The organism is Nitrospira sp. (assembly GCA_024760545.1).
In the GTDB taxonomy this organism is placed as follows: domain Bacteria; phylum Nitrospirota; class Nitrospiria; order Nitrospirales; family Nitrospiraceae; genus Nitrospira_D.
The window spans coordinates 2,903,864-2,919,428 of the sequence record CP060501.1 but is presented as its reverse complement, the minus strand read 5'-3'; the positions used below and the strand labels follow the sequence as shown (position 1 = coordinate 2,919,428).

14 protein-coding genes and 1 tRNA gene are annotated in these 15,565 nt (G+C 56.3%); 4 read left to right on the top strand and 11 right to left on the bottom strand.

The window, feature by feature from the left end; all coding sequences use genetic code 11:
* Positions 1-147 precede the first annotated feature (147 nt).
* The 4 genes from H8K03_13725 to H8K03_13710 all read right to left on the bottom strand — a co-directional run bounded on the left by H8K03_13725 (position 148) and on the right by H8K03_13710 (position 5,326).
* A complete protein-coding gene (locus H8K03_13725; protein ID UVT18868.1) occupies positions 148-2,694 on the bottom strand; it encodes a response regulator in 2,547 nt (848 codons plus the stop codon).
* A gap of 645 nt (positions 2,695-3,339) precedes the next feature.
* Positions 3,340-3,768, bottom strand: a complete 429-nt coding sequence (locus H8K03_13720) for a hypothetical protein (GenBank protein UVT18867.1) — start codon at positions 3,766-3,768, stop codon at positions 3,340-3,342.
* A gap of 686 nt (positions 3,769-4,454) precedes the next feature.
* Positions 4,455-4,805: a hypothetical protein gene (locus H8K03_13715; protein ID UVT18866.1), complete on the bottom strand. Its 351-nt coding sequence runs from the start codon at positions 4,803-4,805 to the stop codon at positions 4,455-4,457.
* Between the two features lie 308 nt (positions 4,806-5,113).
* Positions 5,114-5,326 (bottom strand): DUF3562 domain-containing protein, encoded by a 213-nt coding sequence (locus tag H8K03_13710; protein ID UVT18865.1) that lies wholly within the window; start codon positions 5,324-5,326, stop codon positions 5,114-5,116.
* A gap of 994 nt (positions 5,327-6,320) precedes the next feature.
* Between H8K03_13710 and H8K03_13705 the strand changes: the two genes are divergently transcribed.
* On the top strand, positions 6,321-6,479 hold the full coding sequence (locus H8K03_13705; GenBank protein UVT18864.1) for a hypothetical protein: 159 nt from the start codon (positions 6,321-6,323) through the stop codon (positions 6,477-6,479).
* A gap of 20 nt (positions 6,480-6,499) precedes the next feature.
* Here the strand turns inward: H8K03_13705 and H8K03_13700 are convergent, their stop codons facing one another.
* The 3 genes from H8K03_13700 to pyrF form a co-directional block, all read right to left on the bottom strand.
* Entirely contained in the window at positions 6,500-6,958 is a 459-nt protein-coding gene (locus tag H8K03_13700) for a hypothetical protein (GenBank protein UVT18863.1), read from the bottom strand.
* 79 nt (positions 6,959-7,037) lie between these two features.
* Positions 7,038-7,114: transfer RNA gene (locus H8K03_13695), tRNA-His, on the bottom strand.
* 62 nt (positions 7,115-7,176) lie between these two features.
* Positions 7,177-7,890 (bottom strand): orotidine-5'-phosphate decarboxylase, encoded by a 714-nt coding sequence (pyrF, locus tag H8K03_13690; GenBank protein UVT18862.1) that lies wholly within the window; start codon positions 7,888-7,890, stop codon positions 7,177-7,179.
* 85 nt (positions 7,891-7,975) lie between these two features.
* Between pyrF and rpsT the strand changes: the two genes are divergently transcribed.
* Positions 7,976-8,254 (top strand): 30S ribosomal protein S20, encoded by a 279-nt coding sequence (rpsT, locus tag H8K03_13685; GenBank protein UVT18861.1) that lies wholly within the window; start codon positions 7,976-7,978, stop codon positions 8,252-8,254.
* Here rpsT and holA read toward each other — a convergent pair.
* From holA to H8K03_13670, 3 genes are read right to left on the bottom strand one after another with little or no spacing between them, the layout of a single operon-like run.
* Positions 8,226-9,338: a DNA polymerase III subunit delta gene (gene holA, locus H8K03_13680; GenBank protein ID UVT18860.1), complete on the bottom strand. Its 1,113-nt coding sequence runs from the start codon at positions 9,336-9,338 to the stop codon at positions 8,226-8,228. The genes rpsT and holA overlap by 29 nt on opposite strands.
* Before the next feature lie 5 nt (positions 9,339-9,343).
* Positions 9,344-10,003 carry an LptE family protein gene (locus tag H8K03_13675; GenBank protein ID UVT18859.1) on the bottom strand — a complete coding sequence of 220 codons (660 nt, stop codon included), beginning with the start codon at positions 10,001-10,003 and terminating at the stop codon, positions 9,344-9,346.
* Positions 10,004-10,014: 11 nt separating this feature from the next.
* The gene (locus H8K03_13670) at positions 10,015-12,450 is read right to left on the bottom strand and encodes a leucine--tRNA ligase (protein UVT18858.1); all 2,436 of its coding nucleotides are present in this window, start codon (positions 12,448-12,450) and stop codon (positions 10,015-10,017) included.
* Positions 12,451-12,619: 169 nt separating this feature from the next.
* On the opposite strand from H8K03_13670, the gene H8K03_13665 reads away from it, so the two are divergent.
* The gene (locus tag H8K03_13665; protein UVT18857.1) at positions 12,620-13,270 is read left to right on the top strand and encodes a class I SAM-dependent methyltransferase; all 651 of its coding nucleotides are present in this window, start codon (positions 12,620-12,622) and stop codon (positions 13,268-13,270) included.
* Here the strand turns inward: H8K03_13665 and H8K03_13660 are convergent.
* On the bottom strand, positions 13,248-13,946 hold the full coding sequence (locus tag H8K03_13660) for an HAD hydrolase-like protein (GenBank protein UVT18856.1): 699 nt from the start codon (positions 13,944-13,946) through the stop codon (positions 13,248-13,250). The two genes, H8K03_13665 and H8K03_13660, sit on opposite strands and share 23 nt — an antisense overlap.
* A 93-nt stretch (positions 13,947-14,039) precedes the next feature.
* Between H8K03_13660 and der the strand changes: the two genes are divergently transcribed.
* On the top strand, positions 14,040-15,398 hold the full coding sequence (der, locus tag H8K03_13655; GenBank protein UVT18855.1) for a ribosome biogenesis GTPase Der: 1,359 nt from the start codon (positions 14,040-14,042) through the stop codon (positions 15,396-15,398).
* The last annotated feature ends 167 nt before the right edge of the window (positions 15,399-15,565 follow it).

The window sequence follows — 15,565 nt, the reverse complement described above, 5'->3', positions numbered from 1 at the left end:
GCCAGAGTTGGCTGCATATAAGCGTGTTCGAACTGGATTCTCATGGTGAACAGCGAGCTAACTCACCCACACAGACATGCCATGCCAGCGGCCATACTGATCGGCTTGTCCTATCATAATCTGCTGCCCGAGTCTCGCCACGGAATATCAGTTGACAGGATGGTTCTCCGTCGTGCGGTCCCCGCCCCGCACCTTGCTGATCGTGTCGCAGACGACATTGAAGGCCGTGCCCTTCGATAAGTAAGCGCAGGCGCCGGCCTCGTACATCGACTGCTCAAGCTTCGGATCCTCGTGCATCGATAGTCCAATCACGGCGATGTTTGGGAACTGGTGCTTGATGCGACGGGTGGCCTCCACGCCGTTGAGCTTCGGCATATTGATGTCCATGAGGATAACGTCAGGATGGACTGAGGCGGCGAGCTCTACCGCAATTTCTCCGTCCATCGCTTCGCCGGCGATTTCGAATCCCGGTTCGCTCTCAAGCATGCTGCGCAGACCTTGCCGCATGATCTGATGATCATCTACTAAGAGAATCCGAAGCTGACTGGGACGGTCATCTCCGTTGCCGGGCTGGGCTGCAGTGGAGGTTTGCTTCCCTTGATACCCGGCCAGCGCCGTGACCGTACGGGTCTGCAACGGGAACAGCATCGTCACTCGGGACCCGCGCCCAGGGACGGACCAGACCCGAATGCGTCCGCCGATCGCGTGCAGTTGTTCTTGTAGATTGAACAGACCGAACCCACCCTCCCGTGTGGGTGCCTGCGAGCCCTCCATTTGAAAACCAGCGCCGCGGTCCTTGACTTGAATGGCAAGATGGTCACCAATTCGGCGCAGCCGCACCGTCGCTTCGGTGACCTGCGCATGCTTGAGCACATTGAAGAGCAGCTCATGGAGCGACTGATATGCAGTACGCAATACCTCGGCATCCAACAGCTTTTGCTTGCCATCATCTATCACTCGGACGACCAATCCATGGCGCTGTAGCTTCTCCGTAACCCACTGGACCGCTGCAGCTAGATCCCCGTCACCCCCGAGCGTCGGTGGTCGCAAATCGCTCATCAATTGTCGAATGACTGCCAACGCTTCCTTGATCAGCTCCGTAATTGGCGCAATGCCGGCGGCGCACGACGGCGTCGTGGCGCGCGACAGGGCTTCCAGTTTCATCCGGCACAGGGCGAGCGTCTGCGCAAGATTGTCGTGGAGCTCGGTCGCCACGCGTTGGCGGACCGTCTCATCTGCTTTACGTAATTGATTCGCGAGCGACTGCAGACGCCCCTGGTACAGCATCAACTCCTTGGTCCGCTGCTTACGCTCGGTAATATCGACAAACGTGAACACGAAGTCAGTGGTATGGCTGGGTTCCGTGAGGGGAAAGGCCGAACATTCCACCTCCAGCACAGTCCCATCCTTACGCCGGAACACCTGCTCCTCGAGTCGCGTGGAATTCCCATGTGAAAGAGCCCGTAGCAGCACACACTGATCGCCACAGAGTACGTCGCCTCCACGGTGCACACGATCATGGAAGGGATGCCCTAGCAATTCGTAGGGCATATAGCCCAGCATCTTGGCCCCTGACTGGTTCATAAAGGTGCAGCGCCCGTTGTGATCCACTCCGAAAATGCCCTGATCCGTAGTCTGCAACAACAGATGATACTGTGCCTCGGCCGCCGTGGCGCGCATTCGTTCCGCCTGGGCGAGCTTCCATTCCTTGAGCAATCGTCCTTGCATCCAAATGAGGAGATAGAAGATCGGCAGGACGATGACGACGCCGACTGCTCCGACCTTGAAATGAAAACTTCGAACGGGCTGTACTAGCGACGCCGTGGGTATGCTCACCAATACCGTCCACCGAAACGCATCGGGCTGACCCCATCCCCTGGTGTGACTGTAACCTGTGATGATGGGAATGTGCTTCCGCAGGTTCATTTCCTCGATATAACGCCCCTTACCTTGGCGCGCCAATTCCAGCGATCTCATTTTCAGGGCGGAAAAGTTGGATCGGCCCTTATGAGCCAAGTCACTGTCGACGTAGGCCACTCCATCCTCAGCGATGATCTGGTACTCGATATCGGTCAACATGGAACTTTTGTTGGGCAAACTGGGCAGCGTTTCCACTGCAATCTCTTCCAAGACGGAGAGGGTGATACGGCTCGTTACCACGCCGGCAAAGCTTCCGCGCGAATCGTAGATGGCTCGTGAGATCGCGATCGCATCAGGTGCACCTTCCTCGGCCAAGAAGGCATCAACTCCTCCCAGTAAGGTGGCATCTGGCCTTGTCAAGGCCAGTGCGCGGATCTCCTGAAACCAGGGGGTCGCACTGACATCCATCCCTCGCGGAGATTCATTCGAAGTTGAGGCCACCAAGCGTCCCTCCCTGTCCGCCACCGCAACCCAATGATATGTTTTACGGGTGTCCCGAACCGTGTGAAGATAATGCTGCACGAACGGCGGATCTTCTTTTATACGATTCGACAAAACAACCGCCATGACGCGCAGATCATCATAGCGTTCAAAAATCAGCCGATCGAATTTCGAGGCGATTTCCGCCGCCCCTAAACTGAGAGCTTCCCCGGCTGTTTGTATCAGCGACTGTTGCATATACTGCCACGCCGCCAGCCAGGTCACCACGACCACCGCCGTGATCGCCGCAATCTGTACGGGTAATTGGTAGAAACTGGGCTTGGAGGACGTCATCGGTAAAGCAGGGGAAGCACTGTACTGGCTTGTGCCGATATGGGAGCTAGGTCGATAAGAACCGGTCTGGAGAGCACGAGGTTGCCCCCTGATGTGGACCGGCCTGCATATACACATACACCAAGATGGACGAGGACGCTACCCCCCAGCAAGCCCCCGCGCAACCAGCGGCAGCATTCACAGTGCCAACATCGTCAGATCAGCTGACCTATCCAGTCATTGCGAGCAGGGCAAGTGGGGTGGATGAAAATCTTACAGTCACGACGTGGATGCTCTAGACAGCTTGCGTGACCCAATCTGGTACCGGATAACTGGTTATGCTGGCCTCCCGTCCACAACCATCACATATTCCCTGGCGAGTGACCGAACCATGCCTTCGGAGCTTGGCCCAGTAAAATTTGATTTCGTCTTCATTCCGCGGTGCCGTGTATGACAACCTATCACCACATTTAAGACAGTATTTAACCGTCATAGTCATGTTGTGCGCTCCTTTCACGGACCGATAGGTTGGGTTCCTCGTAAGCAGAAGGCCCCAGCCTAATCAGCCTCAATGGGGTGCGGCACTAGGACAAACCCTAGGGTACTAACGTAAACGGGAGAGGATGGTGGGGCACCTCAACACAGCTCTGAATCTTCAGAATCGGGCTAGCTTTGCTCTAACTGGTCACTGAGAGTTTGGTGGACTTTCCTCTGCAACTGCTCCAGAAAACGACCGCTTCGTTCATTGAAGTAACTTGATGCCAACTCCCGTGACTCCTCGATTGGAAGCTCTCTCAGGGCGCATCCTCTGGCTTCCGCCATGATGGTCGTGAACGCTTCGCCGATGACTTCAAGGAGGCTCTCCTGGGAAGTGAGCCCGAGATCCGGGAGATTTCTCAATATATGAGCCGCAAATTCATACAGGACCGTTTCGGCGCTCAAACAATAGGTCAAGGAGATGAGCTTTATCGCTGCTCCACTCCCTACCATGCCGGTGGAGGCCAGATCGGACTTGATTTGGTCTACTAGTGCGTGTGGTGGAAACTTGTGTCGGTACTTTGAGGCGTTCAGAATATCGGAGTAAAGCGGCTTCATGGATGTCAGAAGCTAAGACAATTGCCAGTTTAGCTGACACCCACACGCTCACCTTACCTTAAGAATCCACTTCACTTCAACACTGCATAGTCTCTCCCATGACCCTGCGCGAAGAGATCAGGCAATACATGGTTGCCTCAGAAATCTTACTCGACTGCAGTGTAAAGGTAGAGGAACTCACATACATTGAAGTGGAGCTGATTCAGTACTATCTCTTGAAGGTCGCTCAGAGCTTTCCGAGCTGACGCAGTTGGGGTAGTACACGAATCATTTGGGGATGTCAGGAGGGCTATATTGAATTGAATGGAAGGAGAAATGCGTCACAAAGCTATAGCATCCCCACCAGCTCATGAACCGTCTTCGGCGTACTCCCTTCTGCCCTGTTGTTCACCAGTACCTACGCTGGCCATCTGATCGACGCCTGCATCGACGAGACGTTGCGCTTCCTCCAGAGCAACAGAGGCGGCAGCATCACGGGACGCGAAGACTCCGTCAGGATATCCTTGGCGATACCTCCACGACATGTGCCTGAATTCAATAATCATATAATGACAGCGCCACATCCCATCGTGAGTATCTTGTCTAGGACTCAACTCGATCCAGCGATGCTTATAGTCAGGCATTGTTGTGTCCTGGGTTCGATAGATTGGTCACGCCGGTTTCTACCAGCCATGATTCTGGTTGAATTACTTCCGTTCTGCTGCTGTGAAGATTGAGATGTCCTCCGCTCCGCATCGATCCAACACATCGGCAATCGCATCGATGTGACGATCATCGGCTTGGATATCGAGAACCGGCCCACCACGGCGAACGCCCTCCGGGTAGAGAGGCAGGCTCAATGGACCGAATCCAAGGGAGTCCTTGAGACTCTCGAAAGAACTATTTGGCGATGCGGCGGTACCAGCGGTGAGTTGAACACCGGTTTGGTCATACACCTGCATATCAATAGTCGGAATCTGCTTGAGAGTTGCGATTTCGAACTTCGTCTGTTCCGCGTGTGCGAGCGTGTGGAAGAAACCTCTGACGGTATTGGGCATTATCGCGTCTCCTCGCCATAAGCTGGTCGTGGCTCATTCTGAAAAGTGTGCTCGATCTGTCGTCAGAAAACCTAGTTAGTAGTGGACATCCCTCACTGAGCTTATCTCCCCTATATCACCTGACCAACTAGGGGATGTCCCAGATTGCGAGGTGACCTAAGCCTTGTCCTCTCGCGAGCCTCCCGAAGTGATCATAGTGCGCCGGTCGCTGTCCGCACAGTGGCACTGGGTCGTTACGTAACTATCAAGAATGGATTAAGAGTCGCCGAGCGGGGGAAGTAGCTTCACTAACCGAGGCGACAGACCGTTCAGGCGGATTGCTGGGCGGGCCTATCTCGGAGATGCTCCTTGACGTGTTTCGGCGCGAGCACGGGAACAAAATCCTGAATGCGAGCGGCCTGTTCAAGCTGGTGGATTTCATTCCAGAGCATGTCATGCGCTTCGGAGGGTGGCATAGCAAATCGCTTTGCCAAGTCTCTGACATCATACTCGATGACCTTCGTCTCTACTTGAGATACCATGAGTACACTCCACGATGATGCTGATCCCATCCAGACGAAATGTCTAGAGACAGACCACCAAACCAGTAACTTTACTAGTGAAGTGCCTAGGTTTTCCTTGACTGCCTTTCGATCAACCGCATATCCCGAATCAGCCCGCCGAAGGGATAGATAGTGCTGTACAGAGATCCGGAACGGTACTCAATGACGGTTCGGAGAGTGTCGTAGAGCTTACATCCTGAACCGGTCTCAACAGGAGGACTTCATAGCCGACAGCGGGTCGCTCGTAGAACTTGATATCCATTATATATCAAATGGTTATATCTCGGAAGACTAGGGTCATTCAGAGAAGAGTTACAAGCCGACGAGACGCTTCATACTCGTGCGACACGAATGGTCAAAACAACCGCCGAATCCGGAACGCCGCCCGACAAATCCCAAGATTCTCTAGAGTGATTCAAAACGCGCAGAATTTGAGATACTGCAACCGTTCATGTCCTTCCTCTAGCGTCTTCATTGAGATCAACTCTTTGTGTACATACTGCTCATGCACATTCCCCGTTGAATACCCTGTGAGAGTTTCGGCCGGGTTCGCCGTACTGCAGCACTATGGTAATCGCTCCATGCCGCAGGGAATAAATTACCAGCCGAGGAGCAGTCAGTCCGAGGGATGCGAGGTTGTCAGATCACTAGAGCCTAAGTGTTCCAACGTGACACTCAATGATGATGGAAGCGGTGTCAGGAGCAGAAGTCGAAGAGGCCAAGACGGTGTGATAGTTCTCAAGGCTGAGAAACAGAAGTTGGGTTTTCGGGGCAATGAGCAGTGGAAGCACTACAGTGAGATGCTATCTGTTTATGAAGTTCTTCAACGTAGTATTCCAGGACTTGACACTCCTCGGGTGTGAGCTGTCCGCTCTCATGGGTGAAGCCAAACAAGTGTTCGCACGAACGGAGGAACTTCCCAACTTCTGGTCGGATGTTTTCCATGCGCGACGTTGTACCATAGGCATAGACAATGCGTAAACTCCTGGATCAGAACCGTTGGAAATACTTGTTCTTATCCCTTCAGATCTATGGTCTGCACCATCGTGAAGCCATCATAAGCACTGATAAGGCTCCGCAATTCCTGGCGCAGCAGCCGATGGTCATCGACGACCACGACCGTGAGCTATGAACGTTGTACCTGGAACACCCCTACTTCACAAACGGATTGGCAGCCTTTTGCCACTCATCTAGGCTCATCACCACGGCAGTGACGTCGGTAAAACCTAGCTCTCTAAGGGATTTCGCCGCGAGAGAGGCACGGTTGCCACTCGAGCATTGAAGATACAGCGGCTTGTCGAGTTCGCTCTTGGCAGGAAAGCCGACCTGTTTCCAAATCTGGAATTCGAGCATGCCGCGCGGAATGTTAATTGCGCCCGGCACATGCCCCGCTGCGTACTCGTCGGGCTCACGAACATCGATGATCAGCGCATTAGCAGGATTATCAACGATCTTTCGGTACTCAGGCATACCGATGGTCCTCACGTCCCGTTGCGCGGAAAGTACCTTCTGAGTGACACTTGAAGGATAGTTTTGTGCAAACCCGAGGACATGAACAAATGGGACCACAACGACCCCAATAACGGCGAGTGACCAACAGATTTTTCTCATCGCGTTCCTCCTTAGCCGCATTCACGGTGCCAGCATCGTCAGATCAGCTGACCTATCCAGTAGTTGCGAGGAAGGCAAGTGGGGTGGATGACGGGTTTCGAACCCGCGACCTCCGGATCCACAATCCGGCGCTCTAACCAGCTGAGCTACACCCACCACGAGGGCTTGAGGAAGGATGATATTAACAAAGCGCGGATTGCCGTCGCAACCAAGACTCTTTACTGTCGTGCATCGAACGCCGCTTGCATTTCGGCCAGAACGGCGTCGACGGTTGCCGGTGGGTCTGCCGCGTCACGAATCGGCCGACCGATCACCAGATAGTCTGCGCCGGACGCAATCGTTTGCGTGGGGGTCGTCGCTCTCGCATGATCGTCCACCCCCTTGCCGGTCGGCCGGACTCCCGGCGTGACGATTGCAAAACGAGGTCCGACTTTCTGCCTGATGGCTGACGCTTCTTCACCGGACGCCACGACACCGTCACAGCCGACTTCCGAGGCGAGCAATGCCCTCGCTGTGACCAGGTCCTGAACCGTCCGTTGTATCCCCATCTCCCGCAGATCCTGGCCGTCGAAGTTGGTCAACACGGTCACGGCCAGCAGCTTCAGCGATGAACCCTCCCGCCCTTGCACGGCCGCGGTGAGCGCTTTGCGATTGGCATGGACGGTGAGGAAATCCACGCCCATCCCCGCAACCCGGCTCGTCGCGCGACGGACCGTTTCTTCGATATCCAGAAACTTCAGGTCGAGGAACACCCGCATTCCTCGTTCCACAATCCGCTTCACCATCTCAGGGCCTGCAGCCGTATAGAGCTCAAGGCCGACTTTCACGAAAGAAATGTGCCCGTGGAGTCGATCCAAAAGTCGATCGGCGTCTGCCGCTGAAGGCACATCCAACGCAAAGATGAGTCGGTCGCGCGCTGCAATTTTCACCATGCCTTTGCTCCTTCTGCAGGACCGATCCTTGACGATCGGCGATGCCCTATGATAGAAGTCATTTTCTTTTCTACAGGAGTACTCGATGCCTCAGACTCACAAATCGACTATTCGACGAGCTCGCCAAGCCGAGCGGCGTCATGAGCGGAATCGTGCCACCATCAACACAGTCAAGACGCTGATCAAGAAAGTGCAGTCCGCCGTGGCCGGAAAGAAGGCGGATGAGGCGAAGACCAGCTTGCTGGAAGCCACCTCGGCGATCGGAAAAGCCGTTTCGAAAGGTGTCCTTCATCCTAACACTGCCTCCCGCCGTGTGTCGCGTCTGGCGCTTCGTGTCAACGCTCTGTCCGGTTCCGGCTCTTAATCGTTCGCACGTTCGACACCACCCGCGCAGGGACTCGTTTCGGTGACACAGGGGGACGGCGAGGCGGTTCCACCCGTTTTCCTGCGGTCTCCTCACACAGCTTCAACAGCAGGTGCTCCAGCACCATCCGTGGACGGCTGCCGCTTCCCCCTTTGAGCTTCCCGTCCGCGTCCAGAAAAAGACGCAGGGCCGCGTGAAGATGTGGTTCGGAAAACCGATCGAGAAAAGAGCGGACTTTCCACGGGTCCATGCACAAACTTCTGGCGGCTTCCCCATCACGGCCGCCACTGGCTAACAGCTCTTTGACCTTCCAGAGGCGACGATACTGCCAGGCAAGAGAACCGAGAATCCGAAGCGGAGCCTCCCCTGCCTCAAGGTTGCGCGCCAAGATCGAAAGGGCTCGTCCACGACGGCCCTCTGCGATGGCCAACGTCAAATCGAACACGGACGCACCGGGCTCCATGCCGCGGAGCAGATGGACATCGGCAGCGGTGACCGGACGATCGGGCGGCACATACGAAGCCAGCTTTTCCAATTCTTGGCGCACACCATAGAGGGATGAGCCGTAGGCCTCTTGCAGTGATTGCGCCGCTTCTTCTTCCAGCTGAAGCCCCACCCGTTTCGCTTCATGGGCAATCCACGGAGGCAACTGAGCATCCCGGAGCGGTGAGCAATCGACCACAACGGCCGCTCTGGTCAGGGCTTGGGAAAATTTCAGCCGACCGTCCAGCTTTGGGCTAACGAACACCAGGGTCGTGGAGTCCACTGGACTTTTCACACAGTCGAGAAGGAGGTCGCTTTCCCGAGCGGACAGTTTTTCCGCCGTCTTCACCACGACCAAGCGGCGCTCCGCGAAGACCGGCACTGCCGCCACGCTGTTCCGAATATCGCTCCCGCTCGCCTCATCCCCGTAGAACAACTCATAATTGAATTCATCCCCATCACTGCCCAGGACCGCGCGCTTGATCGCGGCGAGCGCATAATCTCTCAGCAGGTCTTCTTCCCCGACGACCAGATACAAAGACGCCGGCGCCTGCTGTTTGAGCACTGATTCCAACTGCGCATGATTCACGGCCGATGACATTGGCTCTACTCGTTGTTCGAATGAGGCCCGGGAGCGGGTATGGACACCGGCTTGGTCAGTGCACCGGTTTCAACTTGCAGTAGAAACCGCGCCGCCAAGTCCGCCGCCACAAAGCGACCTGCCTGCTCCATCGCCCGATTCTGCAACGCCCGATTAAATTGGAGATCGGGCGTGATGAAGAACTCCGACGCTCCCTTTGCAAGCTGCGACCACACCATCTTTTTCGACCGCATATCTTCCACCCGAACCGTCACGACGACTTCAGCCCTGCTTTCCAACGTTGCCGTCTGTGAAAAACTGAGCGTCGGCACGCTCACCCACAGAATTTGCCCGGTCAGCACGAGATCCGCCGCGTCGGACTCAGGAACCACCTGCGTCCCGCTGCCGGCAGAAAACTCTTCGCGAAGGTAATTGGTGTATCGGGTTTCCAGATTCGGCTCGAAGCTGTTGTTGAGCAACGTCCGGATGATGAGTCGTGGCGGTGGCTCGGTGGAAGTGGGAGCGGCCGCTCCTCCGATGGTGGGTCCGGCTCCCTCGACTCGAAATTGATAGCCGCAGGCGACGAGACTCGATACGAGCACGACTGCGACAAGAGCGCCGAGTTCCGACTGGAGGTTCCGCCTTCCCCCGTGACCCATGCCTCTTGTGACCTCAACACCCGGCACGCCGCATCTCCCTAGATCACGAAGTTGATCAGCTTCTTTTCGACGTAGATGACTTTTTTCGGCTCTTTCCCTTGCAACCACTCCGCCGCCGCCTCGCGGCCGAGTTGCTCAACATTTTCGCGTGCCGCGTCGGCCGGCACATCGATCTTGGCCCTGAGCCGCCCGTTGATTTGAACGGGAATGGTCATGCGCTCGCTCACCGTCATGGCCGGATCGAAGGTCGGCCACGGTTGCTGCGAGACGCTGGGTTGGTGTCCCAGGCAGCCCCAGAGCTCTTCGGCCACATGCGGCGCGAACGGAGCGAGGAGCAGGACAAACGGCTCGATCACGGATCGCGGCCGTTGCTGGGCCTTCGTCATCTCGTTGGTGAAGATCATCATTTGCGAGATCGCCGTATTGAAACGAAGCGCCTCGATATCCTCCGTGACCTTTTTGATCGTCTGATGAAGCAGGCGTTGATGGTCAAGGCTCGGAGTTGTTGAGACGACGGCGCTGGACAATCGGCCGTCTTCGTCGACCATCAGCCGCCAGACCCGTTCCAAGAATCGCGTCACTCCTTCCACGCCCCTGGTGCTCCACGGTTTCATCGCTTCGAGTGGTCCCATGAACATCTCATAGAGCCGCACGGCATCCGCGCCGAACTGATCGATCATGTCATCGGGATTGACGACGTTCCCCCTCGATTTCGACATCTTCTGATTGTCTTCTCCCAACACGATCCCCTGATGAACCAATTTCATGAACGGCTCACGCGTGCTGGCCACCCCGACATCAAACAGGACTTTGTGCCAGAATCGTGCATAGAGAAGGTGCAACACGGCATGCTCGCTACCTCCGATATAGAGATCCACAGGCATCCAATATCGTTCCTTCACCGGGTCGACCAACTGGGCCGTGTTCTTGGGATCGATGAATCTGAGGTAATACCAGCAAGAGCCGGCCCATTGCGGCATGGTATTGGTCTCGCGCCGAGCAGGTCTCTTCGTGGTGGGATCCGTCGTGGCCAGCCACTCGCCTAAGTTCGCCAAGGGACTCTCGCCGGTACCCGACGGCTTGAAATTGTTGGCCTCCGGCAACACGAGGGGAAGGTGCTCCTCCGGGAGCGGGTGCGCTTCTCCGTCAACCCACACGATCGGAAAGGGTTCACCCCAATACCGCTGGCGGGCAAAGAGCCAATCGCGCAGTTTGTAATTGACCGCTCGTGTTCCCTTTCCCTGCTTCGCCAGCCAGTCGGTCATCTTCGGAATCGCTTCGGAAGGCGTGAGGCCGTTGATCGAGAAACCGCCATCCTGAGTCGATGAATTCACGACGGTCCCGCGATCCGTGTCGGTGAACGCCGCCTCCTCGACGTGTCCCCCGGAAATGACCTCTCGAATAGGGAGCTGATAGTGATGGGCGAACGCCCAGTCGCGCTCGTCATGCGCCGGTACAGCCATGATTGCGCCGGTCCCGTAGCTCATCAGCACATAATCCGCGACCCAAACAGGCAGCCGTTCGTTGTTCACGGGATTGACGGCATAGCCGCCGGTGAATACGCCGGTCTTCTCCTTGTCGAGTTCCTGCCGTTGCAGATCGCTCTTCTTCGCCGAAGCCTCGCGGTAGGCCGTAATCGCGTCTTTTTGCCCCTCGCTCGTGATCACATCGACGAGCGGGTGTTCAGGTGCCAGAACCATATAGGTCGCCCCGAACAGCGTATCCGGTCTGGTCGTAAACACCCGAATCGCGCCCTTCTGATCGGCCAATGAAAATTCGACTTCCGCGCCGATCGAACGCCCGATCCAGTTTTTTTGCATCTCCAACGTACTGGGAGGCCAATCCACGAGTTTCAGGTCCTCGAGCAATCGATCGGCATAGGCGGTGATCTTCAGCACCCACTGGCGCATCGGCTTGCGGATCACGTCGAACCCGCCAACTTCGCTCTTACCGTCGATGATTTCCTCGTTGGCCAGCACCGTCCCGAGCGCAGGACACCAATTCACGGGTACTTCCGCGACATAGGCCAGCCCTCGCTCGAAGAGCTTCAAGAAGATCCATTGCGTCCAGCGATAATACTCAGGGTCGGTCGTGCTGAGTTCCCGCTCCCAATCATATGAGAGCCCCACGCGCTTCATCTGCCGCTTGAACGTGGCGATGTTTTCGGCCGTCGTCTTCGCCGGATGGATTCCGGTTTTCACGGCATACTGTTCGGCCGGTAAACCGAATGCATCCCACCCCATCGGATGCAGCACGTTGAAGCCCCTCATCCGCTTGTACCGAGAAACGATGTCGGTGGCGGTGTACCCTTCGAGATGGCCGACGTGGAGCCCGGACCCCGATGGATAGGGGAACATATCGAGGCAGTAAAATTTGGGCTTGGCCGGATCGTGCTGAGCTTGAAAGGGTCGGTGTTCGTCCCAATAGGCCTGCCACTTCGCTTCGATGGCGTGGTGATCGAACCCTTTGCTCATGGCCGTCAAAGTCCCTTCAAAAAGGAAGGACTCTAACATAGACCGGCGGGGGCAACAACAATGCCAGGACGTTGAGCGGCTGCGTCTTGCCAATTCCTGGCCGTTCCACGTCCATGGAACTTAGGGTAAGGTAAGGCAAGGGAGACATTCGAAAACGAAAGCGATTCATATGGGTTGGTATGGCGCCTACATTTTCCCGCGCTTGATGGACCACGTGATGAACGGAGCTACTTTTCAGCAGCTTCGGCAAGACTTGCTGCGGACAGCGCGGGGAGAGGTTTTGGAAATCGGCCTTGGGACCGGTTTAAACCTGGCGCAGTACCCGGCCGGAGTGGCTCGGTTGCAGGCGGTTGAACCGGTGACGATGCTCCCTGTGCGGCTAGCCCAACGCTGCGCCTCAGCGGGATTTCCCGTTGATATCACGCAGCAGAGCGCAGAGACCTTACCTTACCCGGACCACACCTTCGACTGCGCCGTCAGTACCTGGACGCTGTGTACGATTGCCGATCCGGTGAAAGCTCTCCGGGAAATTCGTCGTGTATTGAAGCCGAGCGGGCGCTTCTTGTTTCTCGAACATGGCCGCAGTGACGACGCCCGTGTGGCTCTATGGCAGGATCGACTGAATCCGCTTCAGAATCTGATCGGTTGCGGCTGTAACTTGAATCGCCGAATCGACCGGCTCATTGCTGATGCCGGTCTGGTGGTTCGACAACTCGACCGTTTCGTCATGGAGGGGATCCCGCGCATCGGCGGAGAAATGTATCGGGGAACTGCCTCGCAAGAAGGGAGGGACAACGTCATTGCAACGAATAGCCATTGAGCAACATCGTCATGCTTTCGACAGACGGAAAGGTTGCGGAGGCCTGGGCGGGCGACTGCGAACTCGACTTGGCGCTATGGACCAGATGCCGGATGCCGAACCGATGCGCGGCCTGAAGACAACCTTCATCATCATCGACGTAGAGCGACCGCTCCGGGTCGAATCCCACCAATCGCCGGCAAACTGGCCAATAGTCCGTCCGCATTTTCAGATAGCCCACCTCAAAGGCATCGACGATCCGATCGACGTATCGATCCAGACCTGTCTTGGCTGTCTTGACAGAGACGCCGGAAGCATGGGCATTGGTCAGGATAATGATCCGCTTCCCGCGTTCACGTAGCCCCCGCAAGAACGGCTCGGCGCCGGGTAGAAACCCGATCATATGATCGAGTTCCTTGTGCATGGCCACCACATCGATCCCGACCCGCTTCGTCCAGTAATGCAGATCTGTCCAGGCCAACTCACCTTCCACGGACCGGTACATCGCCATGAGCCGATTGCGAGCCTCCTCAAACGAAAGGGTGTGAAGCGTCGCGTATCGACGCGGCAGCTCTTCTTCGAAGAAGAAGTTGTCAAAATGGCGATCCAGCAACGTCCCGTCCATATCGAGCAGCACATCGTCAATGTGAGTCCAGTCGAGGACGTCCTGCGTGTTGGGGACCGAGTTGTGAGTCATAGCGGAAAGTATACCCGAAGGAGGCAGGTTGTCTTTGAGAAAAATCCTATGCTAGGGTCCGGCATCTCCCTTTTTGGATCCTGACTGTTTCTTATGTCCTTACACCCGGCACTCAGCACTGAATCCTCAGCGCCGCTTCCTCTCATCGCCATCATCGGCCGGCCGAATGTGGGAAAGTCGACGCTATTCAATAAGATCTTGGGCGCAAAAATCGCCATTGTGGACGATGTCCCTGGCGTCACACGCGACCGCAACTATGCCGACGCCGCGTACCGCAACCGCAAGTTTCGGCTGGTCGACACGGGAGGACTGGATCTCTCCTCGTCCAACAGCATGCTGAACCTGATCCGACGGCAATCGGAAATGGCCATTGCCGAGGCGGATATCCTCATCGTGCTGCTGGACGGTCGATCAGGATTGACACCCGCGGATCATGAGGTCGTGCGGCTGTTGCGCGGAGTGACGAAGCCCCTTCTCTATGCGATCAACAAGATTGATACCCCGAAATCCGATCCGTTGCTCGCCGACTTCTATCGATTGGGAACCGATCAGCTCTATCCCGTATCCGCCGAGCACGGCCTCGGTGTCGCTGAGCTCTTGGATGCGATCTATCCCTTGCTCCCACCGGCTGACGAATCCGGCGAACTGGAACAACTGCCCCGCGTTGCCGTTGTGGGACGCCCGAACGTCGGCAAATCTACCCTCGTGAATGCGCTGCTTGGAGAAGAGCGAGTCGTCGTCAGCGATGTTCCGGGAACCACGCGTGATCCGGTCGACTCGCTGGTCACGCACCACGATCAACGCTACATTTTCACCGACACAGCGGGTATTCGACGGCGCGGCAAGGTCGATCGTGGAGTGGAAGGGTACAGCGTGCTGCGGTCGCTCCGCGCCATCGGTCGTTCCAACATTGCCGTCCTTCTCTTGGATGGGATGGAAGGAGTCACGGAACAAGACACCAAGATTGCCGGGGCCATTCTTAAGCAGGGGCGTGCCTGCATTCTTCTGATCAACAAGTGGGACTTACGAGCCGGAGATGCGAAGGCGAAGCAGGAATATGATCTCGAGCTTCGTCGCCGATTTCCCTTCCTAACCTGGGCTCCGATCCTGTATGGATCGGCCCTCAAACCGGAGTCCACCGTTCGTCGCCTCTTCCCGCTCCTCAAGGAAGTGCACACCATGTTTACCAAGCGCGTGTCCACCGGCGTGCTGAATACCTGGTTACAGAAGATTCTCGTCACCCATCCGTTGCCGGCACGGAAACACAAACCCTCAGCCGTGACGAAATCGGCGTTTATCACGCAGGTGGCTACCAAACCGCCGGTCTTTGCGTTGTTCGTCGGCCATCCGGAAGACCTCACGCCCTCGTACCTGCGATACTTGGAGAATCAGTTGCGCGAGACCTACGAGTTTACCGGCACACCGCTTCGCCTCCTCGTTCGAAAAAAATAGGCGATCCTTTTCCCCCGTTCGGGATGCAAGGCAACTCGCTTTCGGGTTGACTCCGATAGGAGCCCATGTTATTCGCATAATTGATTGCTATGGCCACAGCTCAAGAGGAGCCGGCCATTCAGATCAATCAGGACAATTTGCGCCATCCCTCGATCGAATACTTCGAT